21 protein-coding genes, 1 tRNA gene and 2 pseudogenes are annotated in these 25,504 nt (G+C 63.6%); 11 read left to right on the forward strand and 13 right to left on the reverse strand.

Annotated features, from left to right (window positions below; all coding sequences use genetic code 11):
• Positions 1 to 103 precede the first annotated feature (103 nt).
• The 7 genes from zwf (at position 104) to map (ending at position 7,217) form a co-directional block, all read left to right on the forward strand.
• Positions 104 to 1,564, forward strand: a complete 1,461-nt coding sequence (zwf, locus tag B215_RS0110245; RefSeq protein WP_019369558.1) for a glucose-6-phosphate dehydrogenase — start codon at positions 104 to 106, stop codon at positions 1,562 to 1,564.
• A gap of 229 nt (positions 1,565 to 1,793) precedes the next feature.
• Entirely contained in the window at positions 1,794 to 2,501 is a 708-nt protein-coding gene (pgl, locus tag B215_RS0110250) for a 6-phosphogluconolactonase (RefSeq protein WP_019369559.1), read from the forward strand.
• Positions 2,502 to 4,325: a phosphogluconate dehydratase gene (gene edd / locus B215_RS0110255; RefSeq protein WP_019369560.1), complete on the forward strand. Its 1,824-nt coding sequence runs from the start codon at positions 2,502 to 2,504 to the stop codon at positions 4,323 to 4,325.
• A 125-nt stretch (positions 4,326 to 4,450) separates the two neighbouring features.
• Positions 4,451 to 5,419: a glucokinase gene (locus B215_RS0110260; protein ID WP_019369561.1), complete on the forward strand. Its 969-nt coding sequence runs from the start codon at positions 4,451 to 4,453 to the stop codon at positions 5,417 to 5,419.
• Positions 5,420 to 5,448: 29 nt separating this feature from the next.
• The gene (eda, locus tag B215_RS0110265; RefSeq protein ID WP_037513562.1) at positions 5,449 to 6,033 is read left to right on the forward strand and encodes a bifunctional 4-hydroxy-2-oxoglutarate aldolase/2-dehydro-3-deoxy-phosphogluconate aldolase; all 585 of its coding nucleotides are present in this window, start codon (positions 5,449 to 5,451) and stop codon (positions 6,031 to 6,033) included.
• A gap of 199 nt (positions 6,034 to 6,232) precedes the next feature.
• On the forward strand, positions 6,233 to 6,439 hold the full coding sequence (locus tag B215_RS0110270) for a ParD-like family protein (protein ID WP_019369563.1): 207 nt from the start codon (positions 6,233 to 6,235) through the stop codon (positions 6,437 to 6,439).
• 1 nt (position 6,440) lies between these two features.
• A complete protein-coding gene (gene map, locus B215_RS0110275; protein WP_019369564.1) occupies positions 6,441 to 7,217 on the forward strand; it encodes a type I methionyl aminopeptidase in 777 nt (258 codons plus the stop codon).
• Between the two features lie 16 nt (positions 7,218 to 7,233).
• Here the strand turns inward: map and phoA are convergent, their stop codons facing one another.
• From phoA to B215_RS0110290, 3 genes are all read right to left on the reverse strand, one after another.
• Positions 7,234 to 8,640 carry an alkaline phosphatase gene (phoA, locus tag B215_RS0110280; protein WP_019369565.1) on the reverse strand — a complete coding sequence of 469 codons (1,407 nt, stop codon included), beginning with the start codon at positions 8,638 to 8,640 and terminating at the stop codon, positions 7,234 to 7,236.
• Positions 8,641 to 8,747: 107 nt separating this feature from the next.
• Positions 8,748 to 11,504 carry a TonB-dependent receptor gene (locus B215_RS0110285; RefSeq protein WP_019369566.1) on the reverse strand — a complete coding sequence of 919 codons (2,757 nt, stop codon included), beginning with the start codon at positions 11,502 to 11,504 and terminating at the stop codon, positions 8,748 to 8,750.
• Positions 11,505 to 11,896: 392 nt separating this feature from the next.
• The gene (locus B215_RS0110290; protein ID WP_050990166.1) at positions 11,897 to 12,658 is read right to left on the reverse strand and encodes an EAL domain-containing protein; all 762 of its coding nucleotides are present in this window, start codon (positions 12,656 to 12,658) and stop codon (positions 11,897 to 11,899) included.
• A 289-nt stretch (positions 12,659 to 12,947) separates the two neighbouring features.
• Between B215_RS0110290 and B215_RS0110295 the strand changes: the two genes are divergently transcribed.
• Positions 12,948 to 13,021, forward strand: a tRNA-Gly gene (locus B215_RS0110295).
• A 222-nt stretch (positions 13,022 to 13,243) separates the two neighbouring features.
• Entirely contained in the window at positions 13,244 to 14,476 is a 1,233-nt protein-coding gene (locus B215_RS0110300) for a tyrosine-type recombinase/integrase (RefSeq protein WP_019369568.1), read from the forward strand.
• A gap of 63 nt (positions 14,477 to 14,539) precedes the next feature.
• On the opposite strand, the gene B215_RS0110305 is transcribed toward B215_RS0110300, so the two are convergent.
• From B215_RS0110305 to B215_RS0110350, 10 genes and pseudogenes are all read right to left on the reverse strand, one after another.
• Positions 14,540 to 14,962 carry a type II toxin-antitoxin system VapC family toxin gene (locus tag B215_RS0110305; RefSeq protein WP_019369569.1) on the reverse strand — a complete coding sequence of 141 codons (423 nt, stop codon included), beginning with the start codon at positions 14,960 to 14,962 and terminating at the stop codon, positions 14,540 to 14,542.
• A complete protein-coding gene (locus tag B215_RS0110310) occupies positions 14,962 to 15,225 on the reverse strand; it encodes a type II toxin-antitoxin system Phd/YefM family antitoxin (RefSeq protein ID WP_019369570.1) in 264 nt (87 codons plus the stop codon). Before B215_RS0110310 ends, B215_RS0110305 begins: the two co-directional genes overlap by 1 nt.
• A gap of 232 nt (positions 15,226 to 15,457) precedes the next feature.
• Positions 15,458 to 15,676, reverse strand: coding sequence for a DUF2274 domain-containing protein (locus B215_RS0110315; protein WP_019369571.1), 219 nt, complete (start codon positions 15,674 to 15,676; stop codon positions 15,458 to 15,460).
• A 9-nt stretch (positions 15,677 to 15,685) separates the two neighbouring features.
• Positions 15,686 to 16,177 (reverse strand): annotated as a pseudogene (locus B215_RS19965) (TrbI/VirB10 family protein); the annotation flags it as partial.
• Between the two features lie 35 nt (positions 16,178 to 16,212).
• Complete coding sequence (locus B215_RS21825; RefSeq protein ID WP_019369573.1) at positions 16,213 to 16,722, reverse strand: TrbG/VirB9 family P-type conjugative transfer protein; 510 nt, start codon at positions 16,720 to 16,722, stop codon at positions 16,213 to 16,215.
• A pseudogene (gene traG, locus B215_RS0110330) lies at positions 16,723 to 18,104 on the reverse strand (IncP-type conjugal transfer protein TraG); the annotation flags it as partial. It lies immediately after the preceding gene.
• A gap of 577 nt (positions 18,105 to 18,681) precedes the next feature.
• Entirely contained in the window at positions 18,682 to 19,485 is an 804-nt protein-coding gene (locus tag B215_RS0110335; protein WP_026009153.1) for a Fic family protein, read from the reverse strand.
• On the reverse strand, positions 19,485 to 20,675 hold the full coding sequence (locus B215_RS21540; protein ID WP_160327969.1) for a DUF6817 domain-containing protein: 1,191 nt from the start codon (positions 20,673 to 20,675) through the stop codon (positions 19,485 to 19,487). The genes B215_RS0110335 and B215_RS21540 overlap by 1 nt, the downstream gene beginning before the upstream one ends.
• 105 nt (positions 20,676 to 20,780) lie before the next feature.
• Positions 20,781 to 21,314, reverse strand: coding sequence for a hypothetical protein (locus B215_RS21325; RefSeq protein ID WP_152997944.1), 534 nt, complete (start codon positions 21,312 to 21,314; stop codon positions 20,781 to 20,783).
• 145 nt (positions 21,315 to 21,459) lie between these two features.
• On the reverse strand, positions 21,460 to 21,993 hold the full coding sequence (locus B215_RS0110350; protein WP_019369577.1) for a hypothetical protein: 534 nt from the start codon (positions 21,991 to 21,993) through the stop codon (positions 21,460 to 21,462).
• Here B215_RS0110350 and B215_RS0110355 point away from each other — a divergent pair.
• Together B215_RS0110355 and B215_RS19980 are read left to right on the forward strand one after the other, a co-directional pair.
• Entirely contained in the window at positions 21,993 to 23,339 is a 1,347-nt protein-coding gene (locus B215_RS0110355; RefSeq protein ID WP_082664517.1) for an HlyD family secretion protein, read from the forward strand. The two genes, B215_RS0110350 and B215_RS0110355, sit on opposite strands and share 1 nt — an antisense overlap.
• Entirely contained in the window at positions 23,336 to 25,465 is a 2,130-nt protein-coding gene (locus B215_RS19980) for a peptidase domain-containing ABC transporter (RefSeq protein ID WP_019369579.1), read from the forward strand. The genes B215_RS0110355 and B215_RS19980 overlap by 4 nt, the downstream gene beginning before the upstream one ends.
• The last annotated feature ends 39 nt before the right edge of the window (positions 25,466 to 25,504 follow it).

Below are 25,504 nucleotides of genomic sequence, written 5' to 3' on the forward strand. Positions count from 1 at the left end.
CCGGATCGAGGAGGATTTCGCCTCCGCCGGCTTGCTATTCACCCCTTCGACTTGATCTTTCGGCCGCATTGGTGTCTCGCGGGGCGAACCAATCATGAGGGAAATGATGCAGCAGCCCGTAGGCAAATTGCTTCTGTTCGGCGCCACCGGCGATCTCGCCCAGCGGATGCTGCTCCCCTCGCTTTACGCGCTGCACGCCGACGGGCTGCTGCCCCCCGATCTTACCATCACCGGCACCGCGCGCTCCGATCACGACGACGAGGGCTATCGCGCCTTTGCTGCCAAGGCGTTGGATCAATTCCTTCCGGCGGACCGGAAAGACGACAGCGCTGTCCAGGGCTTCCTTCAGCGACTGTTCTACCAGACGCTCGATGCCTCGACCATCGAAGGCTATGCCGCACTCAAGGAGAAGATCGGCGACATCTCCGGCGGCCTCGCGATCTTCCTGTCGACCGCGCCTTGGCTATTTGGCCCCACTATCAAGGGACTCGAATCGGCAGGGCTTGCGGGCGAGAACGTCCGCATCAGCCTCGAAAAGCCGCTGGGTCGCGACCTCGCCTCCAGCCGCGAGATAAACGACATCGTCGCGGAAGCCTTCCCGGAGGAGCGCACCTTCCGCATTGACCATTATCTGGGCAAGGAAACCGTCCAGAACATCCTCGCGCTGCGCTTCGGCAATTCGCTGTTCGAGCCGGTGTGGAACGCCCGCGGCATCGACAGCGTGCAGATTACCGTATCGGAGACGGTCGGTCTCGAAGGGCGTGCTGGCTTCTATGACGATACCGGCGCGCTGCGCGACATGGTACAGAATCATATCCTCCAGCTAGTCGCCCTAATCGCGATGGAACCCCCTGCCCGCTTCGACGGCACTTCGATTCGCGACGAGAAGGTCAAGGTCCTGCGTTCGCTCCGCAAGATCGCGGCGGCAGATGCACCCAACCTTACCGTGGTCGGCCAGTATGGCGGAGGCGCTGTAAAGGGGCAGATCGTCCGCGACTATGCCACCGATCTCGGTAAGGAGTCGCGCACCGAGACCTTCGTCGCGATCAAGGCGCATGTCGACAACTGGCGCTGGCAGGGCGTGCCCTTCTATCTTCGCACCGGCAAGCGGCTGGCCGAGCGCCGCTCCGAAATCGTCATCCAATTCAAGCCGGTGCCGCACTCGATTTTCGCCGAGCGCGGCGGCATGCTCCAGCCAAACGCACTGGTGATTCGCCTCCAGCCAGAGGAATATGTCCAACTGCTGGTGATGGCCAAGCAGCCCGGCCTTGATCGCGAAGGCTATCGCCTGCGCGAAGTGCCGCTGAACCTCAGCCTCGACGCCGAGTTCGCCGGAACCCGCCGCCGCATCGCCTATGAACGCCTGCTGCTCGATCTGATCGAAGGCGATCCCACGCTGTTCGTCCGCCGCGACGAAGTGGAAGCGCAGTGGGAGTGGGTGGACGCGATCCGCGCCGGCTGGGATGCGAACGATCTGAAACCGAAGCCCTATGCCTCCGGCAGCTGGGGTCCGTCTCTTTCGATCGCGCTCACCGAGCGCGATGGGGTACACTGGCACGAATGAGCAGGGCGAGCGTCTTTTCCACCTTCGCGCCCCTCCCGCTCTTGGGAGGGCTCGGTCGAGGGATCGACATGGAGAAGGCATCTTCGACGGTTCGGCATGCGAACCGTCGATTTCCGCCCCAAGCCTCTCCCGCGAGCGGGAGGGAGCAATGGCGGAACATCCATCTTACATCGGACCCGCGCGGCAACCGAGCCGTTGACGCGGTCCCACCAAAAATCAAGGAGCTGACATGACGACCGAAATCGAATGGTGGGACTATGACGACTCCGCCGAGATGGGCGAAGCCCTTGCCGGCGACATTCAGTTCATCATCGAAAGCGCGATTGACGCGCGCGGCGCGGCAGTCATCGCGCTCGCCGGTGGCCGCACTCCCGCCCCCATCTACGCCAAGCTGAGTAAGGCCAAGCTCGACTGGAAGCGTGTGACAATCATCCCCACCGACGATCGCATCGTGCCGATGGGCGATCCGATGTCGAACGTCACTGGTCTCGCCAAGGTGTTCCTGCCACTCGGCGCTCGGGTGATCCCGGTGGTGAGCGAAAAGGCCGACGACTACAAGGCTGCCGGCCGGGCGGCGGACGCGCGCCTGCAGGACTTCCACTGGCCGCTAGACCTGTGCTTGCTCGGCATGGGCGCCGATGGCCACACCGCCTCGATCTTCCCCGGCCCGGATCTCACGGAAGCGCTCACCGGCCCCAAGGAACGCCGCGCGTTGGGCGTGATGCCCGATCCGCTGCCGCCCGAAGCACCCGTCGCCCGCGTATCGCTGTCGCTCGCCGCGATCGTCTCTGCACGTGCGTTGATGATCGCGATCACCGGCCAGGAAAAGCGCGACGTGCTGGAGCGAGCGATTTCTGAAGGTGCGGGCTCGACGTTGCCGATCGGACGCGTGCTCGCCGAAACCGAACTGCCCGTCGACATCCACTGGAGCGTCTAAATGACCACCCTCCATGCTGAAATTGCCGCCGTCACCGAGCGCGTGATCGAAAGGTCCAAGACTGGCCGCGCAGCCTATCTCGCGCTGATCCAGCGCGAGCGCGAATCGGGCAATGACCGGCCCAAGCTGGGCTGCGCCAACCTCGCCCATGCCTATGCCGGCACGGAAGAACAACGCGAGGAGCTGAAGACCGGCGCTCGGATGAACATCGGCATCGTCACCGCCTATAATGACATGCTTTCGGCCCATGCGCCCTATTATCGCTACCCCGAACAGATGAAGATCTGGGCGCTGGAAGCCGGTGCCACCGCGCAGGTCGCAGGGGGCGTGCCTGCGATGTGCGACGGCGTCACCCAGGGCTATCAGGGCATGGAACTGTCCCTGTTCAGCCGCGACACCATCGCGATGGCGACGGCAGTATCGCTCAGCCACCGCGTCTTTGAAGGCGCTGCGCTGCTCGGCATTTGCGACAAGATCGTGCCGGGCCTGCTGATGGGCGCGCTGCGCTTCGGTCATCTGCCGATGGTGCTGATCCCCGGCGGCCCGATGCGCTCGGGCCTGCCGAACAAAGAGAAGGCCGCCGTCCGCGAGCGCTTCGCCGAGGGTAAGGCAACCCGCGAGGAGTTGCTGGAAGCCGAAATTGCCGCCTATCACGGCAAGGGTACCTGCACCTTCTACGGCACCGCGAACTCGAACCAGATGATGATGGAAGCGATGGGCCTCCACGTCCCTGGCGCCGCCTTCGCTAACCCCCAGACTAAGCTGCGCCAGGAACTGACCCGCGCTGCCGTCCACCGCCTCGCTGAAATCGGCTGGAACGGCAACGACTATCGCCCGATCGGCCATGTCGTTGATGAAAAGGCAATCGTGAACGCCGCGATCGTCCTGCTCGCGACGGGCGGCTCTACCAATCACCTTATCCACGTCCCTGCCTTCGCACGCGCCGCCGGCATCGTGATCGACTGGGACGATTTCGATCGTTTGTCGCGAGTCGTGCCGCTGATGACCCGTGTTTATCCGAACGGATCGGCCGACGTGAACCAGTTCGAGGATGCCGGCGGCCCCTCCTTCGTCATCAAGGAACTGCTCCGCGCCGGGTTGATGCACGGCGACGCGCTGACCATCGCCAAGGAGGGCATGGCCGCCTATGGCCGCAAGCCCGATATCGAGGGCGACGCGCTGGTCTGGACCGAGCATGGCGAGAAGAGCAACGACGAAAATATCGTCCGCACGGTAGAGACGGCCTTCTCCCCCGAAGGCGGCTTCCGCATCCTCAAGGGCAATATCGGCCGCGCCTGCATCAAGGTCTCGGCGGTCGAGCGCGAGCGCTGGATCATCGAGGCGCCGGCCCGTGTCTTCTCGGACCAGTCCGAAGTGCTTGCCGCCTTCAAGGCGGGCGAGCTGGAGCGCGACGTGGTCGTTGTGGTCCGCTTCCAGGGCCCGCGCGCCAACGGCATGCCGGAACTGCACAAGCTCACCCCCCAATTGGGCGTGCTGCAGAACCGCGGCTTCAAGGTCGCGCTGGTCACCGATGGCCGCATGTCGGGAGCCAGCGGCAAGGTGCCAGCGGCGATTCATCTGTCGCCTGAGGCGCTGGGCGGCGGCCCGATCGGCAAGGTGCGCGATGGCGACATCATCCGCCTCGACGCCGAGGCAGGGACGCTCGAAGCGCTGGTGCCGGCCAACGAGTGGGACGCGCGCGAACACGCAGTCGCCCCGCCGCCGGCCATCGGCACCGGGCGCGAGCTTTTCGCCATGCTCCGCCACCATTGCGACGAGGCCGAAAAGGGCGCGTCGGCGATGCTGCACGAAGCCGGTCTGTAAGTTTGTAACGGATGTAAATCGCGCCTGATGCGGCCCTCGGACTTTACATCCGCGCGGCAGACGGGAAGAAGGGCCGCGCCTACTGGCAACGTTGACAGGGGTAGCAGAGAGAGGATCGAAATCGGATGGAAGTCGTCGCGGTCGACATTGGGGGCACGCACGCGCGCTTTGCGGTAGCAGAGGTCGCGGAAGGCCGCGTCGTTTCGATGAGCGAGCCGATCACACAAAAAGTGGCCGAGCACCCCAGCCTGCAGCTCGCCTGGCGCGCGTTCGGCGAGCGACTGGGTCGGCCGGTGCCCAAGGCGGCGGCGATCGCGGTTGCCTCGCCTATCAACAACGATCTGATCAAGCTCACCAACAATCCCTGGATCATCCGCCCGCCGCTGATCCCGGATCGCCTTGGTGCTGACGTCTGGACGATCGTCAACGATTTCGCCGCGATCGGCCATGCCGTCGCGCAACTTGAAGATGAAGCGTTCCTGCATCTCTGCGGCCCGGAGACGCCACTGCCGGAGAAGGGCTCAATCACCGTATGCGGTCCAGGCACCGGGCTGGGCGTCGCGCAGGTCTTCCGCCATCGCGGCGGCTACGACATCATCGCCACCGAAGGCGGCCATAGCGACTTCGCCCCGCTCGATGCGATCGAGGACGCTTTCGTAAAGCGCCTGCGCCGCACCTATCAGCGGGTCTCCAAGGAGCGGATCGTCGCCGGCCCGGCGATCGTCTCGATCTACGAGACGCTGGCCGATCTGGAGGGCGTGCCTGTTCCCCGTCTCGACGACAAAGCGATCTGGACGCTGGCACTAGAGGGCAAGGACAGCCTGGCGGTCGCCGCGCTCGATCGCTTCTGCCTCAGCCTGGGCGCGGTGGCGGGCGACCTCGCGCTTGCGCACGGCCCCACCGCCGTGGTGATCGCCGGCGGTCTGGGCTTGCGCCTGAAGGATCATCTGCTGCAATCGGGCTTCGGCGAGCGATTCGTCGCCAAGGGGCGCTTCCGCTCCCTGATGGCGACGATCCCTGTCAAACTGATCACCCATCCCCAGCCGGGCCTGTACGGCGCAGCCGCCGCCTTCGCCCAGGAGCATGCACAGTGAGCGACACCCGTCCTTCGATCGAAGCCATCATGCGCACCGCACCCGTCATCCCGGTGCTGGTGATCGACGACGCCGCTAAGGCGCGTCCGCTTGCCGAGGCGCTGGTGAAGGGCGGCCTGCGCGTGCTCGAAGTGACCATGCGCACCCCCGCCGCGCTGGACGCGATCCGCGAGATGAAGCAGGTCCCCGGCGCGATCGTAGGCGCGGGCACGGTGGTGAACATTGCCCAGTTCGAGCAGGTGATGAAGGAGGATGCCGAGTTCATCGTCTCCCCCGGACTCACCGACCGCCTTGGCGACGCGATCGTGAAGAGCGGCGTGCCGTATCTGCCGGGCATCGCCAATGCCGGGGACATCATGCGCGGGCTCGATCTGGGCCTGAGCCACTTCAAGTTCTTCCCGGCCGAGACCTCGGGCGGTCTCAAGGCGCTCAAGGCCCTGGCGGCGCCCTTCTACCAGGCGAAGTTCTGCCCCACCGGCGGCATCAGCCCGGCCAGCGCGCCCGAGTGGCTGGCCTTCGATCCGGTGCTCTGCGTTGGCGGCAGTTGGATCGCCAGCGGCTCGCTGGAAGAAGTGGAAGCTAAGGCGCGCGAAGCAGCGGCGCTGACGCGCTGATTCTCACTTCTTAAGCCCCTCCTCCTTGGAGGAGGGGCTTGGGGGTGGAGGGATTCCAGAACATTGGTTGGTCTCTGCGGGACATAGCCCCACCCCAACCCCTCCCCTGAAGGGGAGGGGCTTAGAGGCGCACGCCCCTTGCCCTTCCTCAATATACGAACCATATACGCTCCGTAATCCCACGCAGACCGGAGCACCCATGGGCATTGTAAAAATTGCTGACGAACTGCACGAGGAGGCCCGCCGCGCCAGCGCGGTGATGTGCCGCTCGATCAACGCCCAGGCCGAATACTGGATGAAGATCGGCATGCTCGCCGAGGCGAATCCCACCCTGCCCTTCAACGAGATCGTCCGCCGCCAGCTGGCCGAGGCGCAGGTCGGCGCCGCCGCGCTCGAGGCCGCCTGAGATGGTCAAGACCCCGCAGGAACTCGAGCTGATGCGCGAGGCCGGCCGGCTGCTCGCCCAGGTCTTCGAGATGCTCGACCGCACCCCGCTCGCCGGCATGTCGACGCTGGAGATCGACACGCTGGTCGAGCGCTACATTACCGACGAGCTTCACGCACGCCCCGCTAGCAAGGGACAATATGGCTATGGCTTCGTACTCAACTGTTCGATGAACCATGTTGTCTGCCACGGCGTGCCCGATGCCCGGACGATCGTACAGGACGGCGACATCATCAACCTCGACATCACGTTGGAAAAGAACGGCTTCATCGCCGATTCAAGTAAGACCTATATGGTTGGCACCGTGTCGCCCCAAGCCCGGCGGCTGGTGAAGGTGACGCAGGAAGCGATGTGGAAGGGCATCGCCCAAGTCCGCCCCGGCGCGACGCTGGGCGACATAGGTTTCGCCATCGAACGCCATGCCAAGCAGCACGGCTATTCGGTGGTGCGCGACTATTGCGGCCACGGCATTGGCCGCGAGATGCACGAGGAGCCCTCGGTGCTGCATTTCGGCCGCCCCGGCACCGGCATGAAATTGCGTGAAGGCATGACGTTCACGATCGAACCGATGCTCAACCAGGGCACCCGCAAGGTGACAACGCTCGCGGATGGCTGGACGGTGGTGACCAACGACCGCAAGCTCTCCGCCCAATTCGAACACACCGTGGCTGTAACGAGTGATGGCGTGGAAGTGCTCACGCTGCGCAGCGACGAGCAGGCAGAGGCCCGGCCGCACTGATTGCCGCCAGCCGCGGTCAACGCAGCTTCAGCGCAGCCCGGATGATATAGTGGAGATCGGTTTGGTCGAGCAACCCGCTGACGTTCACCGCGCCGGGGCCATAGGCGGCAATACGCAGCTGCGTGCCGGTATGCCCCTGCGAGCCTTCCTCGGCAGTGCCGTAGTTCACCGTCATTACCCCGCCCTCGCGCGTGTTGAGAGCGGCGGTAAGGCCTGGCGCACGCGTGCCGTTGCCGACGATCTGGCTGGTATGGGCATGATCGGCGGTGACGATCACCAGCGTGTGCCCATCCGCCTTGGCGAAGGCCAGCGCGACCTGCACCGCCTCGTCTAGGTCGACAGTCTCGCCAATTTGCCCGCACGGATTGGCGCCGTGATCTTCCTTGTCGATCGATGCGCCTTCCACCTGCAGGAAGAATCCCTTGCGGCGCGTCTTCAGAAGATCGATCGCCTTCCGGGTCATCGCCGCCAGCGTGGGAATGGCTGCCGTGCGTGCCGGATTAGGCTGGCAGGTGACGGCAGGTTTGTCGATATTGCCGTGATGGCTGGCGCGCGGTCCGGTCCAGCGTACCGGCATATTCCCTTCGGAGAAGATGCCGATCAACGGGCGTCGGTCATCGGCGCGAGCCACAGCCTCCAGGCTTGCCGCATCGCGAACCACGTGAAAGCCCCGCGCCTGCGCCTGATCGAGCAGCGTTCGGCCCTTCCATTTGCCGGCACGCGCCGTTTCGGCGAAGCTCGCCGCTCCGCCACCTAGCACCACATCGGCACGCGTCTCGAGCAACTGCTCGGTGATTGATCCAGCGCCGCCATTTTCGAGGGCATCTTGCGGGCACGTTGCGCTGGTCTCGGCAGGGCCGAAGCATTTGCGCTGGACGACATGGGCAAGCTGCGCACCCGGCGTCGCGTCCTGAATATCGGCGGTGGAAACATCACCGGTGGCGAGCCCTGCGGCCTTGGCGCGCTCGATCAGCGTCGGCTGCGGCCGCCCGCGCACATCAACGCCGATCGCGCCGTTATAGCTTTTCACGCCGGACGCCCAGGCGGTCGCAGATGCCGCCGAATCCGTGACATAGTTCGGCTTCCCGGTTTCGCGATCAAGTGAGTAATGCGTGTACTGTCCGGTGAACGGTAGCGCGTCGATCCCTTTGAAATAGCCGCCCGCACCTTCGGCATAGTTCCGAGCGATGGTGATCTCGGAATCCCCCATGCCGTCGCCGATCAACAGGATCACTTTGCGAACCTCCGCGTCCGTGCTCAGCTCGCGATAGGTCTGTCGCATGTCGCCGGGCAGCCGCCGGGCACCGCCGGGTTCGTGCAGCGACCCCCGTGACCCCCGCGCGAGATCGGGCGTAGCTTCCTGGGCGCGCACGGGCTGAGCGCAGAACACGAGACAAACGGCAAGGGCAACACGCGAGATCATTGGAAACTCCATAAAGGGCGCGCCCCGCGCGCGGGCAGCTGCCGGGCGGGCATTTAGAAAAGCGTGACAAGCCGGCCCCGCCGCGCGGACAGCAGGGCCGGCCGAACTCAGAACTGAACGCGCGCGCCCAGGCTGATCCGGCTACCGGACAGCTCATAGGTGGCGGGGAAAGACGGATCGATCGTATAGCCCTGCGTCTTCGCATTGCCCACGTTGATGCCCTGCAGTTCGACGCGAAGGTTGTCCGTCACCTGGTAGCTGGCGGCGACGTCGAACTGACCATACGCCGAGCGATACACTGGATACATGTTTCGCTCGATCCGCTCCACATATGCGCCCTTGCGATTGTACGAGACGCGTACCGACAGCGGCCCATGATCGTAGAACAGCGTAGCGTTGTACGTGTTATCCGCCAGCCCGATTGGCGCCGTCGGAATCTTCAGGTCCGACTGGCCGGTCAGCGAGCTGTCCAGGATGGTATAGTTGGCGTTGACGCCAAAGCCATTCAACCATCGCGTGAACATGCCGAACGGCACGACGGCGTTGAGCTCGATGCCGCTGACGTCGTAGGATCCATTCATATTTACCGGCTGATACACGTCAAAGTCATAGACGCCGTCGATGGTGCCGTTCGCGTTGTATTTGGTTACGTTCGGCACCACGCCAGTCAACTGGTTCTGCACCACGCCCTTGATCTTCTTCCAGAAGTACGACGCGGCCAGGACGCCGCCCTCGCCCAAATACTTCTCCACGCCAACTTCCCACTGGTCGGCGAACGTCGGTCTCAGGCCGGGATTGCCATCAGAAAAGCGGAAGCTGTTGAAGCTGGCGGTGCGCTTATAGGCAAGATCGGTAAGCGCGGGACGGATCAACGTCTGCGATGCCGCCGCGCGCAGATAGAGGCTCTTGGTCAGTTCGGCGCGGCCGTTGAACGACGGCAGGAGCTTGCTGTAACGGCCCTCGCTGGAAATCGGCGCATTGGTGTAGCCCGTCGTACCGTCAGGACGCTGCACCTGGTGAAAGCCTTCTGAATGCACCGTGGTGCGGATATAGCGCGCGCCCAGGTTAATGAACACCGGCGCCGCGATGTCGAACTCGAAATCGACCATGCCATAGCCTGCCCAAGTCTCTTCCCGAACTTTGTAGTATTGGCCATTGTCGAACGGCGTCACAAAACGGGCGGGACGAAAGAAGCTGCGCGCATAGTCGTTCGAAACCTGCGCCCAGCTTAGGTTGCGCGCCTGATAAGGTTTTCCGCCCGCGATAGCGATGACGTTTTCCAACGGACTATCCGCCAGCGTGCGCTTGTTGACGTAGGCAGTGCTGCCGCGCGTCGGCCCCTGGATCTTCTCCTCGCCATATTGGCGTTCGTTGGTCTTGTTTGTGTAACGTCCACCGAAGTTGAATGATTTCAGCGCCTGGAAGCCGGTGAGATCGAATAGATGGGTGATATCTGCCTGGGCGGCATATTTGTCGTCCTTGATCTCCTCCAGAGTCGTCTCGTACGCTTCGAAGAGATAGGAAGCGGGCGCGTTGTACATGTCGATCGAGCGCGGATTGTCGCTCTTGATCGTCTCGCCGCCATTGCTGGTGTATCGCGTGCGCGAAGGTGCATAGGCGACGTGTTTCAGGTTGGCATAATCGCGGGTCTTCTTCGCCCCCGAGTAGCCGCCCAGCACATTGATGCGCCATTGGCCGGTTTCCCAATTCAGCTCGCCGCCGAACTGGCGATAATCGGTGTTGTTGCGGTATTCCTTGCTCAGGAATTCATGCTGCGTGTTGGTATAAGAGACGTCGCGGAGCACAATGATGCCCGATTCCGAAAGCGTCGTCTTGTCGGCTTCGTGGATTCTCTCCAAAGTCGAATTGCTCGATGCCGAATAGCCGGCAGCGTCATATTCGTCCTCGACCGTGTCGTACGATCCGACAAACGCATCGAAACTGATGCTCAGGCGACCGCTCGGCTTGTACTGCACCGCACCGGCCAACCCTAGCCGATCTTGATCGTTGAAGTACACGCGGTCGCCTACCTTATCCAGGAAGACGATCTTGTTCTTGTCGGCCTCTGTGAAGGACACGCCCGCATCGCGCGCCAGCACGGCGGTCGCTTGGTTGCGATTGGTACCCGCACGATCGGTCCAGCGCGAAATCGGGCGAAAATTGATGCCGGAGTTGGAATCGGTGCGGTTGCTGCGCTTCTGCCGAGCAACCGACAGCAGGACGCCGAAATCGCCGAACGTGTTGCTCGCAAGCACTGAAAAGTTTGGATCGACCTTTTCGGAAATCGAGTTGTACGCCCCCTCCGCGCTGCCCACCAGGCGGAAGCCGGGCGTGTCGAAGGGCCGCGCGGTGCGGATCGCGACCGAGCCGGCGATGCCGCCTTCTTCGTCCGCCGCGCGGGGTGATTTCTGCACGGTAACCGATTGGATCAGTTCCGAGGCGAAGGTATCGAATTCCACGTCGCGCCCGCCTGAGCCTGATGCGGTCGCCAACTTGTTGATCGACACGAAGGTGAAGTCGCTCGGCAGTCCGCGCACGTTCACGCGCGTGCCCAGGCCTTTGTTGCGCTCGATCGTCACGCCCGGCACACGTTGCAGCGCTTCGGACAGGTTCTGTTCTGGAAAATCAGCAATGTCGGTCGCGATGATCGAGTCGGAAAAGCCGATATTCTCCCGCTTCAACTCGATCGCTTCCTGCAGGCTCCGACGATAGCCCGAGACGACGATTTCCTCCCCCTGCTCCGCCGTGCCAGCGTCGGCGGACGGATCTGTCTGCGCCGATGCCGGCACTGCCCCCAGCGCAATTGCGGCCGCACCGGCAAGAAGATGCGAGCTTCGAATGACCCGGTTGACGTTAGGCTTCATGTTCTTCCCCCACTTGTGAATTAGGCGCAGGACCTCGCCGCCGTACAGGCGTGCACGGCGCCGGAAATCTGCTGATACTTGCGGTCGCGCGAGCGTCGCGCGGCGCTGTCACACGGCGATCACCCGCGTGCGTTCCGGGCCGCGGTGCGGCGGGTGGAAGAAGTCACGCGGACCGGCGGTACGACGCTGAGCACCATTACCCCATGTTCGCGTTGGCCAAATTTCCATCCCCAGCTGCCCCGTTGAACCGTAGAGCATCGCGGGTGGGGAAAGATTGTTACGCCGACATGACCGGACGTTATCAAAAGAACGTAAGGATAAGCTCTAAAAGCGCGCGCACGCCCTGAAATCGGCTCGGCAGCGACGGCACGAAGCGTTGCTTCACCTGCAGCTTACAGCGCAGCACATGCTTCCGCAGAGATTGGCGGCAGCACGCCGATCGCCGGCCGTGCATACCAATAGCCCTGGTGATAGCGCACGCCGAGCCGACGCAGCATGGCTGCCTCACCGGCGGTCTCGATACCTTCCGCGATCAGCAGCGTACCCAATTCCGCGCAGAGCCCAACGATCGCCCGAACAATGGCTTGCCTGCGACCGTCGCTATCGATGGTGCGCACCAGTTCCATGTCGAGCTTCACCTCGTCCGGCGCGAACCGTGCGAACATGCCGAGCCCCGCATGCCCCGCCCCGAAATCGTCGATCGCCACCTTGAAGCCGATCTGCTTGTAGGATTCGATGATGTTCGAAACGTGATCCGGGGAAGCAATGACTTCGTTTTCGGTGAATTCAAAGATCAGCCGGTCGAGTGGCATGGCGACCTTGCGCGCCGTTTGCAGGGTAAGCTGGATGCAGGCTACCGGAGAGTAGACAGCGTTGGGGAGGAAGTTGATCGAGAGACAGGCCGGCGTCTCCATCAGCCCGGCGGCCATCACCGTTTCAATTGCCTTGACGCGGCAGGCCTGGTCAAAAGCATAGCGATTTGCATCGGTCACTTGCCCCAACACTGCCGCCGCACTCGACCCGTCGATGCCGCGCACTAGCGCTTCATAGGCAAAGGGCACACCCGTCATCGCATCGACGATCGGTTGGAACGCCATCGTGAACGGGATGTCGAAATCGACGCCGTCACGGCAACCCGTGCAAATTTTCCGCATTTCCATGCTCAGTATATAGGATGCCCGAAGCTTTCTTAGCGTATTAAAGTCTGGGGCGGCAGCGGCTTGGCACTGAGCCGGGCCAAACCTCGATCAAACCGGCAACTCTAGCGGCGCCCGCGCCCTCGAGATGCAATCGGCGCGAACCGATTGGTAGGTATTTGGAGGCCTTGAATTGCCCCGATAAGCTGAATGGCGATAGACCATTGCCAGCGGCACCTCCCCCGGCTATCTCGCCGGCATCAGCCGCCGGTGGCAAAGCACTTCGCTAGGCACAACCCAGCGGATTGCGGGTGTAGCTCAATGGTAGAGCAGAAGCTTCCCAAGCTTACGACGAGGGTTCGATTCCCTTCACCCGCTCCATTTTTCGATCTCACGACATCCCACAGAGCTTTGTAAACCGCGGAAATCTGCGGTATTTTTGGCGTTATCCGGCTCACTGGATCGCGCAAGATTTCAGGAAAGCTCCCGAAGGTGGGGGCCACTTTGCGAGAAAAGCGGGCCGAAAAACGCCCGTGGCCCCCAAGGTGGGGGCCACGCCTCGGAAAGGGCTCCACGGGGCCACGCCTCGGAAAGGGCTCCACTATGCCTTTGACAGATATAGCTATTCGTAAGGCCAAGCCGCGCGAGAAGGCCTATAAGCTTTGCGATATGCAGGGCCTGTTTGTCCTGGTCCAACCCTCGGGCGGCAAGCTCTGGCGGATGAAGTACCGCGTGGGCGGTGTTGAGAAGAAGCTGGGCCTGGGCACCTATCCCCAGGTCAGCCTGCGCGACGCCCGGAAGAAGCGGGATGAAGCCCGTGATCTCTTGGTCGAAGGCAAGGACCCAGGCCTGGAGAAGCAGCGCGAGAAGCTCCGCGCTGGAGCGCTGGCGGAAAACACTTTCACCAGCATCGCGAACGAATATTGTCGGAAACGACGGCGCGATGGCGACCGTGCCTGGGCACCCTCCACCGCCGCGCGCTGCGAGCACCTTCTCAGCCTGCTCGACAACTCGATCGGCAAAATGCCGATCCACGAGATCGAGCCGATCGACGCTCTTGCCGCCATTCGGAAGATCGAGAAGCGCGGCAAGCTGGAAAGTGCGCGGCGCGCCTTGCAACTGGCCGGCGCTGTGTTCCGCTATGCAGTTGCCACCGCTCGGCTGAAATCCGACCCGACGAGGGATTTACGCGGCGCCCTGATGACCCCGACGGTCACGCACTATGGCGCCGTCACTGAGGCCGAGGAAGTCGGTAAGCTGCTCAGGGCCATCGACAACTATGAAGGCCAGGGCATGACCAAATGGGTGCTGCAACTGGCACCGCATGTGTTCGTGCGCCCTGGAGAACTGCGCCATGCGCGATGGGACGAGATCGACTTCGACGCCGCTGTCTGGACCATCCCGGCTGAGAAGATGAAGATGCGCAAACCGCACCACGTTCCGCTCTCGACCCAGTCGATCGACATTCTGCTGGAGATCCGGTCGATCACCGGATCCAACGGCTATGTCTTCCCGTCGATGCGCTCGCGCTCGCGGCCGATGTCGGACAATACCCTCAACGCCGCACTCCGCCGCTTGGGCTATGCCAGCAATGAAATGACCGCGCATGGCTTCCGGGCCATGGCGAGCACCCTGCTCAACGAGTCGGGCAAATGGTCCTACGACGCAATCGAACGCGCGTTGGCGCATGGCGATACCGACAAGGTTCGTGCGGCCTATCATCGCGGTACCCATTGGAAAGAGCGGGTAGCGATGGCGCAGTGGTGGTCGAACCTGCTCGACAGCCTGCGCAGCGGCGCCACGATCTTGCCCTTCCCGGGAGTGCGGGTCGGCTGAACGCCTTCGGTCACGCCGCGCCCGATCGCGCGCCGGTAGGTGTCGGCACACGACACCACACGCTTATTGGGCGGGGTCTTCCCAGGGATTGAGCAGCGGGACGCCGGTTTCAATGAAGTCGGCGGTGTTGCGGGTGACGACGGTGAGGCCGTGAACAAGGGCGGTGGCGGCGATCATCGCGTCACGTTCCGAGCGGGGATCAGGAACGTGGAGCGCTGCGCAGCGACGGGCCACCGCCGCGTCGAAATCTAGAATCTGATCTGCAAATCCAGGCATCACGGTCTTGTCCATCCAGCGACGGAGCGACTCTGCCTGTGTTCCATCCCGACGTTGCACCCGAAGGATGCCGATCTCAATTTCCATGATCGTCACGGCTGACAAGAACGGGCGAGCACCGACGGCCATCTTTGTCCAAGCCTCGAACGCAGGGCCTGCCCGTTCCGGCTTTCGGAGTGCCGATACGACGTTGGTGTCGAACAGGAACATCAATCCTCGCCGAACTCGGCCGGGCGGAAGCCGATGTTCAGCTTGGGCGGGTCGAAATCGAAGTCGCCGCCATCATCCTTGTCCGCGAAGATATCCCACAAGGTCTGGCCCTTGCCGATTAGCCGTTGATATTCTTCGATCGAGAGCAGGACATGCGCGGGGCGCCCGCGATCGGTGATGAAGACGGGGCCATGCAGCGCCGCCTTCTTGGCGCGCGCGGCGTCCTGATTGAACTCTCGGCTGGTAAGGCTGGTGATACCCATGACGCCCTCCTGGCGCTTGACGATATGTTGCTACATTGTCAGCGGGCCAGCGAAAGTCAAGACGCGTGGCACTGTAATGCGCTATAGCCGGGCCCCGGTTGGCCCCTTTGCCCGCGCGGAAGTAGCCACTAGGCCCTTGATGTTCGAAGCCTTGGCGAGATCGATCAGCTCTTGTGACCAGTACCAGCCAAGTGCGTCATAATCGGAAAATGAATGGACACCGGCCCGGATGTCACCGGCTGGCTCCCCGCCCCCGCACGAACCCGCGATCGCTCTCGAGGAAGGATGTCAGCATCGCCGGGATCAGATCCGTCACCGCCTCCTTCTGCCCATAAGTGTCGGCATATAGCGCAGCATAGTCCTGCAGCCGCTGGTGCAGGTCGGGCGTGATGAGGATCGCGAGCTTGACGGGCTTTCGATCCGGGAGCTTGGCCAGTTTCAAATCAGGCATGTCGGCCTCCTATCCGCGCCAAGGCGCGAGGATCAGGTCCTTGTGGACCACGAGCAGCACATTCGTGCCGGGGCGAATTGTGAGCGTCGGCTGGATGTTTAGATTACGTGAGGTCATCTGGTCGCCCGCGCGTGCGACATTCTGCTGCGTTGACTGCCGGATCGCCCGGACCAGATCGCTGTCACCAGAAACCGTCAGCTCCGAGCCTACGCCGAGCAGGGTCGACAGCGCGATCCCCTTGAGCAGCGTCCAGGTATGGAGGTCGACCTTGTCCTGCAGGCCGGCATAGCCCGAGGCGTCGGTCGCCGGCACGTTGTCGATCCTGAGCGAGCTGCCGTCCGGCAGCAGGATGCGCTGCCAAATGACCAACGCACGCTTTTGCCCGTACGCGGCCACGGAGTCGTAGCTTCCGACGAGCCGCGCGCCTTGTGGGATGAGCAGGATGCGCCCGGTGGGACTGTCGAAAACGTTCGCCGTCACCTGCGCCGTCACCAACTCCGGGTCGAGCTTCGGGGGGCGCGGGACGACATCGTCGCTCATGACCGCTTGCCTTTCGGCGCAGGAACCTCGGTAACCCGATCGATGCGGACGACCTGCTGCTTGCCGGTGCCGAGCCGCAGCTCGGCCCGGTCGAAGATGCGATCGACGACATAGAAACGGCCGCGCATGCGGTAGTTGACCAGCTCGACATCCCCGGCCGCACCGATCACGAACAGCGGCGGCACCTCGCCGACCGCAATGCTCGCCGGGAACTCGACGAAGGTCTGCCGCCCGTCGTCGAAGGCGCGCAGCGGCCGCCAGGCCGGGCTGTCGCCGTTCACCGTGTAGTTGAAGTGCAGGCTATCGACCGACAGGCCCGCAGCGATCGGGGCTACCGCCGCCGCCTGGGCTTCCTTCTGCCGGAGCGCGATCAGCTGGTCGGCAGGATAGGTCCAGGACAGGGCAGCCGTTGCGGTCCGCGCGGTGGCCGTAAGCTGGAGGTGATAGCTGCGCCGATCGGTGGTGATGACGAGGTTGGTAGCAAGGCTGCTCGCGAAGGGCTTCACGAGGATAGCGTTGTGCTCACCGTATGCCTTCTCGATCTGGTTGAGGCTCTGGGCGATCAGGAAAGCGCGGACGCCATAGCCGGCGAGAAACGCCAGGTGGTCTCGAAGAAGTCGAGGCGCCCCAGCGCGGGGAACTCGTCGAGCATCATCAGCAGCTTGTGGCGGCCCCCGGTCTGGGCGGTCTTCTCGGCTTCCAAGTGCTCGGTGAGGCGCCTGCCGATCTGGTTGAGCACGAGACGGATCAGCGGCTTGGTGCGGCTGATGTCCGAGGGCGGCACCACTAGGTAGAGCGACACCGGCGCCTCGGCTTCGACCAGGTCGGCGATGCGCCAGTCGCAGCGCGAGGTGACGGCCGCAACCGTCGGATCGCGGTAGAGTCCGAGAAATGACATGGCGGTCGACAGCACGCCGGACCGCTCATTCTCGGACTTGTTCAGCACCTCGCGTGCCGCCGATGCGACCACCGGATGCACCGCCGGCGCTTCCGGGGTTCCGAGATGATTGGTGGTCATCATCCGGTCCAGCGTGTCGGTAAACTTGCGCTGCGGATCGGAAAGGAAGGACGCGACCCGGGCCAGCGTCTTCTCCTCCTCGGCATAGAGGACATGAAGGATCGCGCCGACCAGCAGCGAATGGCTGGTCTTCTCCCAGTGGTTGCGGCGCTCCAGCGCCCCTTCGGGGTCGACCAGAACGTCGGCAATGTTCTGGACGTCACGCACCTCGTCCTTGCCGCGGCGGACCTCCAGTAGCGGATTGTACCGCGCCGATCGCGCGTCTGTCGGATTGAACAGCAAGCAGTGCGAAAAACGCTGGCGCCAGCCTGCGGTCAGCTGCCAGTTCTCGCCCTTGATGTCGTGGACGACCGTCGAACCGGTCCAGCCAAGCAGCGACGGTATGACGAGGCCCACGCCCTTACCGCTCCGGGTCGGCGCGAACGCCATGACGTGCTCGGGGCCGTCATGACGCAGATACTGCCGACCCACGCGGCCGAGGAACACGCCGGCCTCCGTGACGTGTCCGGCGGCGCGAATATCCTGAAAACTTGCCCAGCGGGCTGAGCCGTACGTCGTGACATGGCGCCGCTGACGGGCACGCCAGAGGGACCCGAAGACTGCCGCCCCGCATCCGACCAGGCCACTCGTGGCTGCAATCGCGCCCGCCTCTTCGAAGATCGTCGGGGCATAGGCCTCGAACGAAAACCACCAGCCGAACAATGCCCAGGGCCGATAGAAAGGGCGCCCGAAGGCGACAAACCAGGGCCTGCCCAACTCGGGCTGATACGCCAGTTCTGCGGCCGCCCACTGCGTGGCGAACCAAACGCCCGACAGCACAATGACGAGCACGATCAGGACCTGTCCTATGAGCAATTTGGTAGGAGTCATGCGGGCCTCCGCCCGCCAGGTCAGCCCGCGCGGGATCGGTGCCTAGCTTCCGCTGTTCCCGTCTTTCACATCCGTCACCGTCTGGTGCAGTTCGCTACGACCTTGGTGCAGTTCTTGGCCAAGCGCGGTGCGCCGTAAGCCCAACCTTACCACTTGATCCCACGCTTGCCTCAGATCGCGACAGTCCGATTCCGACCAACATACGCCGTTCGCCGATCGCCGTTAAGACGGCAGCTTCTGCCAGAACCCGCCGTCGCTCAGCGCACAGTCATCTGGCAGCAAGGCGCTCCATCGCGGGCCAAGCCGTTAGGCTTCGAGCACAGGCCATCGTTCATATTGGCCCCGACCAACCGGAGCATGGCGTCCCACGGACCTCTGAGCTCGGTCGGTGTGGAGCTTCACTCGGCAGAAGGCGGAAATCGCCGACCGCGACAAGCATTTAGGTCCCAAATCAACACGTTCAAGCGGGTGCTCCCGCACCGTGAAAAGGCATGATGGTTCGAGTCCGGCCAGGGCACCACCGTCGCAATCCTCGGACATGCTGGCTTCGTGCGAACCCCATGACATTAGCAGCGTATCACCGTGGGATCGGCAGGTCGGCGGGGATCGCCATCTGACGATGCCAGAAAGACGCCGCCGCGAGAGTGAATTCTGCTAGCGGCCCCCAGTCGGCATGTAATTCGGCTTGGCGCAGCCGGATGATATAGCCGCCGCGGGAAAAGACGCCGATTTCATAGAGGGGCAGATAATAGTCCCGGGCGGCACCTGGCCCCGCGATCAAATTGAAGAGGATGCGCGACGCCCGGCCGTTGCCGTCGCTCAGCGCATGGCAGTTCACGATCATCGCCGCTGCGACGATCGCCCGAAAGCTGCTCGGCGCCCCTACGGATTCCGCCAGGAACCGATCCAGGCGGCCAAGCTGCGGCTCGATATGTTCGGGGCCGGGGAAGACGATGTGGCGGCCCATCGGATCGCGATCGGTCGCGATCTGACGGGTGCGGAACGCCGGATTGTCGACGAGATGGCGAGCCGCTGTACGAACCAGCTGCGCGGCAGGCACCAGAGGGGGCAGACCGGCGGCTTCGTCGGCCATCGCCAGCGCCGCGCGCCGCTCCATCTGCGATCGCGACAGGTCGATCGAGGTGCCTACCGGCGCGAACTTGGCGGCCAGCGGATGATGAATGCCGCGCAGTCGATCCCGCGGCGGCGGCAACCTTCTGTTCAGCCCAGCATCCGCCAGCGCCGCCGCCCGGCGCGCGCCGGCCGCTATAGCAGCGTCCGCGGCATGGAAGACTGCGCGATGCTCCCCAAGGGCGTCCCAGGCAGGTGGCATCAGCGGTTTGCGCCAAAGCCAGCGCCGCGGTACCGCCGACGCGGTCATCAGGCTGCCGGGCAATAGGTCTTGATGACGATGACGCTGCGCAGCGCGGGGCAGTCGCGCGACGGGGAGCGGGCGGCATGGAAGATATTGCCGCTGAAATGTACCAGCCGCCCCGGGCGCGGATAGGCGGCCGCGACGACGTCGCTCTTGCCCGCGTTGTAGAACAGCGTCTCGCCGCCCCAGTTCGGATCCCATTCGGGATGCGCGTAATAGAGCGACGTGAAGTGTCCGGGCTGATCGGCATCGCTGTGGATGTGGCCGTCACCGCCATAGGTCTGGCCGTTGGCGTAGACGCGGACCGGCACGTGGCCGGGCGCCAACTGGTCGCGGATCAGGTGCCACAGCTCGAGCACCGGGCTGACGAGCGGGCGGTTGTGAAGCTCGTGCTCGCAATCGGTGTTGCCATGGTCGTCGCTGTCGCCGGCGAAATGCGAGTGCCAGAAGAAGTGGCTGGTCTGCGTATCGGCGGCCTTCCAGCCATAGCGCCAGATGTTGCGCCCCATCAGCGCCGAAAGCTGGTGGCGAAGGTGCAGGGGCACGAAATCGTCGAGGATTCTCAGCGTGCCTGTCCCACGATCGAGCGCTTCGAGTTCGCGCTCCGAATCCCGCGGCGTCAGGGGAAGGTTGAAGCCGAATGTTGCCTCCACCTCCTCCGCTGCGGCCGGTAGCAAAAGCGGCCGCGCGTGACGCAGAAACCCAATATGCGAGGAACGCTGCGAAGCGCGCATCCGTGGAAACTGTTCGAGCCAGTTAGCGACGAAGAGATGGAGCAGGTCGCTCTTTTCGGGATCGATCGGCGCATCCGCGATGCGCGCGCCGAGGAACGCCTCCACATCGGCAAGGAAGGCGCGGGTATCGAGCGTGCAGAACTGGAACGCCAGCGCTTCCGCGTCGCTCCCGATCACCTTGGTAACCCGCGGGCGCGCTGCGATAGGAATCGTCTGCCGACGGAAATGCTCGGTGCCATAGACGGAGTGGAACAGCCCGGCGAAGCATAGATCGTCCCGACAGCCCCAGGCCTTGAGCTTTGCGTAGACGCCCTGGAGATGGGCAAGCAATGTCGTGTCGGTATGGCGGATTCGCGTACCCGGGATGCCGCGCAAAAAGGCGAGCGCCGCGGCTTCCCGATCCGGTTCGGGCGCGGCGTGGAGAAGGACGGGGGTCCCGAGGGTCGCAAGGGCATTGTTCATCTGCATCCTCTCCGTTGATGGCGCATCACAGTGCCGATGGTGTCGGCCGCGCATGCACCTTCCAAGCCCGCGTCGACTCCCAAAGCCGCTGGAATCAGGCCGATTTCACTCCGCCAGCGGAAGCAAATCGGCCGGGTTGCCGCCGCCCAGCAGCAACGTCAGCTTGGCGAAGCTCTCGTCGGTCATGCGCAGGAATACGCGCCGGCCATCCTTGGGATCGCGTTCGCGGTAGATGACGGCGCGATCCTGGAGGAGCTGGCACCAGCGCAGTGCCGACGTCATCGGCACGGACGCAGCCAGGCAGGCATTGCCCACCGGCACGTCGGCCGCTTCGGCGCGCGCGATGTAAAGCTCGAGCAGAATGTCCCAGACGGGCTCAGAGAACAGGCCGGGGCCGAACATCCGTTCGCGCCGTTGCCGGACGTTCAGCGCCTGCTTCGCCATTTTCAGGGCCCGCTGCTCTATCGATTGCGCCTCGATGGCTGCCCTGCCCGCGGTTTCTACGCTGTGTCGCAAGAGTTCGACGCTGGCGCACAGTGCCTGGACCTCGCAGGCCAGTTCACCGCTGCGCGGCCCACTGTCCGGATCGTACGATTGAGGTGTCGTAAAGGCGATGGAAGCAATTGCGTGTGCGGTCATATGCGACCTCGCTAGCTTAACCGAATACCAGCGCCCCGCTGACATGTCCGGCGACTCAAGTTGTATAACGCCTATATTTCAGAAGGTTGCAGTTTGAAATTAAGGTGCGTCAAAAAGACGGATTCGTACGATGAGTGGATCTACGTTACGAAGACGCGCTATCCCCCTCTTCCCGGCAGTCAACTAATACCAGCCCCCGCACGATCGTCATGCTACCCTCGTTCTTGCTGTACAGCATGCTGAAAAACGAGACGGTCTTGAGAACCACGATCGGATCAGCATCCAATGGGAGCGCGCGAAGGTCGAGGCGTTTCGCCTTGCACGACTTTAGGTATGTTCGGAGGCCTCGTATGTTGGGCGTTGTTCCGAACAGCGACTCGTAAAAGATGACAGCGTCGAGATCGCCCGGGTCAGGCTTAGGCCCGATCGCGCTGCCGCCCAGCAATGCCGCAACGGCACGGACCCCGAAAGTTCGGAAATCATCCACCGCGGCAACGAATTGCCGGACGAAAGCCTCGCGGTTGGAGAGAAAGCTGCCTTCTCTGAGGTGGGAGAGGCGCGCAACATAGGGGCTCGCGTTGAGAGGCGTGCTCTCGCGTTCCGGTCCAACAAATGGCGGAAACGCGAGTGCCTCCGCTGCAATGCGGCTCGAGTCCATGGTCTTGAGGATGGTGTCCATTGCCAAGCTCCCCTGTGTCCGCGGCGGCCGACGATATCCCACCTGCCAGCCTGCCGCTCGATCGCGATACAAACGGTTCGGGTGAACGGGAGTTGCCACCCGCCACGGCATTGTTCCGTGCCCAGGCTGTTGAGGGGCTGCGCTCGCGCCATGGACGGCCGGTGCCGCTGTTCGGGATTGCTAGCTGGGTTGTCGTCGCCTTCATCGTCGCCCTGCTCGTTGCCGTGCTGGCGACGCTCTTCCTGTCCAGCTTCGCGCGCAAGGAGACGGTCGAGGGTTTTCTTCAGCCGCAAAGTGGCAGCGCGACGATCACCTTCCCGCGGCCGGGCCGGGTTACCGACATCTATGTCCGCGAGGGGCAAATGGTCCGCAAGGGACAGCGGCTGATGAAGATCTCGCTCGACACCGCGCTGGAAGGCGAGACATTGGGGAGCCGCCTGGCCCGGGCGAACGATACGCAGGCGGCCGAACTGCGCCAGCAAATGGTCGCCGAACGTTGGTCTGACAGCGCGCGGCAGGAGGAAGCGGCGAGCCGCTTCGCCGGCGCCCAAACGCAGATCGGACATCTGACAAAAGCGGCGTCGCTGCAGCGCGAGCGGTTGTCGCTTGCGCAGGAGACCCTCGCCGGGCTCGAGACGCTGCTTGCCCGCGGCTTCGTATCGAAGATGCGGTTGCGCGAAAAAGAGGCCGAGGTAATCATGATCCGCCAGGCGATCAGCGACACCGAACGCCAGATTGATCAGGCGCGTGCCGATATGGCGACGCTGCGCGCTACCTCCGGCCAGGCCCGCGCCGATACGGCCCGCACGGTTGCGCAACTCCGCTCGAACAAGGCCCAACTGGAACAGCAGCGCGCCCAGTCTGACGCCGAGCGCGACGTCATCCTCGTCGCCCCCTATGCTGGCCGCCTCGTTACGGTGCGCGCCGTCATCGGCTCTGCACTAGACGCGAATACGCCGCTAGCGACCGTCCTGCCCCAGGGCGATAAGCTTGAGGCTGTCCTATGGGTACCCTCGCGCGCGATCGGTTTCGTCACGCCTGGCGATCAGGTGCGGTTGATGTTCGACGCCTTCCCGTATCAGCGATTCGGGACCGGTCATGGCACCGTCCGCGCCATTTCCACCACGCCGGTCGATGCCCGTGAACTGCCGTCCCGGACGCTGGCCGATGAGGGCGTGGTCTATCGCGTCAAGGTCCAGCTCGAGGCGCAGGCGATCGATGCCTATGGCAAGTCCTGGGTGCTAGCGCCGGGCAGCCGGCTTCGCGCCGACCTGATTCTCGATCGCCAGTCGCTGCTCGACTGGGTCCTCGACCCGCTCCAAGCCTTCAGGAAGCGCAGCACATGAACTTTTCCTCGCTACGCAACCTGCAGAGCGAAGCCGCCGAATGCGGCCTGGCCTGCCTTGCCGTCGCGGCGCAGCGGGCAGGCTCGCAGATCGACCTTGCCTGGCTGCGCCAGCGCTTTCCCGGATCCCTGCGCGGGATGAGCATGCGCCAGTTGAGCGAAGTTGCGCACGGCATTGGCATGACGACGCGCGCGGTACGCTGCGAACCGGAGGAACTGGACGACCTTCAGCTGCCGGCGATCCTGCACTGGGGATTGCAGCACTATGTCGTGCTCGAGAAGGTGCAGCGCGGCAAGGTCCGCATTTTCGATCCGGCTCGCGGCCACGTCACCGTGCCCATGGCTGAGTTGGGCCTATGCTTCACCGGCATCGCGCTCGAACTTGCCGCCTCGCCGCGCTTTCAGCGCAAGATCGAGCGGCCGCCGTTCAATCCGCTGTCGCTGATCCACTGGTCGGCCGACGTGAAGAGCGGAATCGTTCAAGCGCTGTTTCTGTCGCTGGTACTGCAGGTCTATCTGATCGCCTCGCCGCTCTACATCCAGGGCGCGGTCGACAGCGGTGCCCTGCGCGGCGACAAGGAACTGCTGTTTGCATTGGCGGCCGGATTCCTTCTCTTCGCGCTGTTCAATGCCGGAGCGACGGCGATGCGCGCGGTTGTGCTGCAACGGCTGGGCGCAGTGTTGAGCTGGGACATGAGCCGGCGGCTGTTTCACCACATGATCCGCCTGCCGCTCCCCTGGTTCGAAAAGCGCAAACTGGCTGACACAATGGTGCGTTTTCAGGCGATCGAGCCGATCAAGGCGCTGATCGCCACGGGATTGATCGGTTCGGTTCTCGACGGCGTGCTGTCGATCAGCATGCTCGCCTTGATGTTCGTCTATTCCCTGCCGCTGGCGCTGGTCGGCCTGGTCGGGTTCTTGCTGTCGATGGCGGCCCGATTCGCGGCGCTTCCGATGACGTTGCGTTTCGCAGGCGAACAGTTTCGCGCCTCGATCGGGGAGCAGAGCCGCCGCATCGAGACGCTGCGTTCGATTCAGACGATCAAGGTGATGTCCGGCGAGGCGCATCGCGAGGGATTGTGGGCCAACAAGCAGGCATCGTTGGTGAAGGCGCAGCAGAACAACGGGCTTGCCACAGGCCTGATCGGCGCGCTGCAGGGGCTGCTCGATACCGCCACCTTCGTCATCATCGTCTATCTCGGCGCGCAAGGCGTGATCGCGGGCAGCTTCACCGTCGGCGCCCTTTACGCGTTCGTTTCCTATCGCCAGCAATTCGCCAGCCGTGCGGGTACGCTGGTCGACACGATCATCAACTGGCGGATGCTCGAGGTTTATAACTCGCGCATCGCCGATGTCGTACTAACCGAGCCCGAGCGCGGTCTCGAAACCGAGCCGAGTAACCTGCCGGAGCTAAAGGGCAAGATTGAGCTGATCTCTGCGGCCTATCGCTACAGCCCCGGCAAGCCGATGGTATTCCAGAACGTATCGATGACGATCAACGCCGGCGAAGCGGTAGCGATCGTTGGCCGATCCGGCTGCGGCAAATCGACGCTGCTCAAAGCGATGTGCGGCCTATATCCCCTTTCGTTCGGCGAGGTGCGAGTGGACGGCCTACCGCTGTCGATCTGGGGACCCCGCGCGATCCGCTCGTCGATCGGCGTGGTTCTCCAGAACGATGATCTACTGCCGGGATCGGTACTGGAGAACGTCGCCTTCTTCGACGAACTGTTGGACGTTGACCGCGCGTGGGACTGCCTGGAGAAGGCAGCGATCGCCGATGAGGTGCGGCGACTGCCCATGGCCGAGCACACCTATGTCGGCGACCTGGGTTCGAGCCTGTCGGGCGGTCAGGTGCAGCGCATCCTCCTTGCACGCGCCTTGTACAAGCAGCCGCGTTTCCTGGTTCTCGACGAAGCGACGGCGCATCTCGACTTAGACTGTGAAAACCGGATCAACGAGTATCTGCGGTCGGCTGACATCACCAGGGTGATCGTCGCCCACCGCCCCAGCACGATTGCCGCGGCCGACCGCGTGTTCCTGCTTCATAACGGCATCCAGGATATCGGAAGCGGGGCGGACTATCGCGCCCGCTTCGAGCATCGCGGGCCAATGCGGATCATCAGCTGAAGACCGCTCGAAAACCCGATCCGCCCGCGGTGCGGATCG

The sequence above is a fragment of the Sphingomonas sp. ATCC 31555 genome (assembly GCF_000282895.1).
Lineage (GTDB): Bacteria > Pseudomonadota > Alphaproteobacteria > Sphingomonadales > Sphingomonadaceae > Sphingomonas.

Excerpts from the sequence above, each read along its gene's own strand:
- zwf (WP_019369558.1), top strand. The coding sequence starts at position 104 with ATGATGCAGCAGCCCGTAGGCAAATTGCTTCTGTTCGGCGCCACCGGC.
- pgl (WP_019369559.1), top strand. The coding sequence starts at position 1,794 with ATGACGACCGAAATCGAATGGTGGGACTATGACGACTCCGCCGAGATG.
- edd (WP_019369560.1), top strand. The coding sequence starts at position 2,502 with ATGACCACCCTCCATGCTGAAATTGCCGCCGTCACCGAGCGCGTGATC.
- B215_RS0110260 (WP_019369561.1), top strand. The coding sequence starts at position 4,451 with ATGGAAGTCGTCGCGGTCGACATTGGGGGCACGCACGCGCGCTTTGCG.
- eda (WP_037513562.1), top strand. The coding sequence starts at position 5,449 with ATGCGCACCGCACCCGTCATCCCGGTGCTGGTGATCGACGACGCCGCT.
- B215_RS0110270 (WP_019369563.1), top strand. The coding sequence starts at position 6,233 with ATGGGCATTGTAAAAATTGCTGACGAACTGCACGAGGAGGCCCGCCGC.
- map (WP_019369564.1), top strand. The coding sequence starts at position 6,441 with ATGGTCAAGACCCCGCAGGAACTCGAGCTGATGCGCGAGGCCGGCCGG.
- phoA (WP_019369565.1), bottom strand. The coding sequence starts at position 8,640 with ATGATCTCGCGTGTTGCCCTTGCCGTTTGTCTCGTGTTCTGCGCTCAG.
- B215_RS0110285 (WP_019369566.1), bottom strand. The coding sequence starts at position 11,504 with ATGAAGCCTAACGTCAACCGGGTCATTCGAAGCTCGCATCTTCTTGCC.
- B215_RS0110290 (WP_050990166.1), bottom strand. The coding sequence starts at position 12,658 with ATGCGGAAAATTTGCACGGGTTGCCGTGACGGCGTCGATTTCGACATC.
- B215_RS0110300 (WP_019369568.1), top strand. The coding sequence starts at position 13,244 with ATGCCTTTGACAGATATAGCTATTCGTAAGGCCAAGCCGCGCGAGAAG.
- B215_RS0110305 (WP_019369569.1), bottom strand. The coding sequence starts at position 14,962 with ATGTTCCTGTTCGACACCAACGTCGTATCGGCACTCCGAAAGCCGGAA.
- B215_RS0110310 (WP_019369570.1), bottom strand. The coding sequence starts at position 15,225 with ATGGGTATCACCAGCCTTACCAGCCGAGAGTTCAATCAGGACGCCGCG.
- B215_RS0110315 (WP_019369571.1), bottom strand. The coding sequence starts at position 15,676 with ATGCCTGATTTGAAACTGGCCAAGCTCCCGGATCGAAAGCCCGTCAAG.
- B215_RS0110335 (WP_026009153.1), bottom strand. The coding sequence starts at position 19,485 with ATGACCGCGTCGGCGGTACCGCGGCGCTGGCTTTGGCGCAAACCGCTG.
- B215_RS21540 (WP_160327969.1), bottom strand. The coding sequence starts at position 20,675 with ATGAACAATGCCCTTGCGACCCTCGGGACCCCCGTCCTTCTCCACGCC.
- B215_RS21325 (WP_152997944.1), bottom strand. The coding sequence starts at position 21,314 with ATGACCGCACACGCAATTGCTTCCATCGCCTTTACGACACCTCAATCG.
- B215_RS0110350 (WP_019369577.1), bottom strand. The coding sequence starts at position 21,993 with ATGGACACCATCCTCAAGACCATGGACTCGAGCCGCATTGCAGCGGAG.
- B215_RS19980 (WP_019369579.1), top strand. The coding sequence starts at position 23,336 with ATGAACTTTTCCTCGCTACGCAACCTGCAGAGCGAAGCCGCCGAATGC.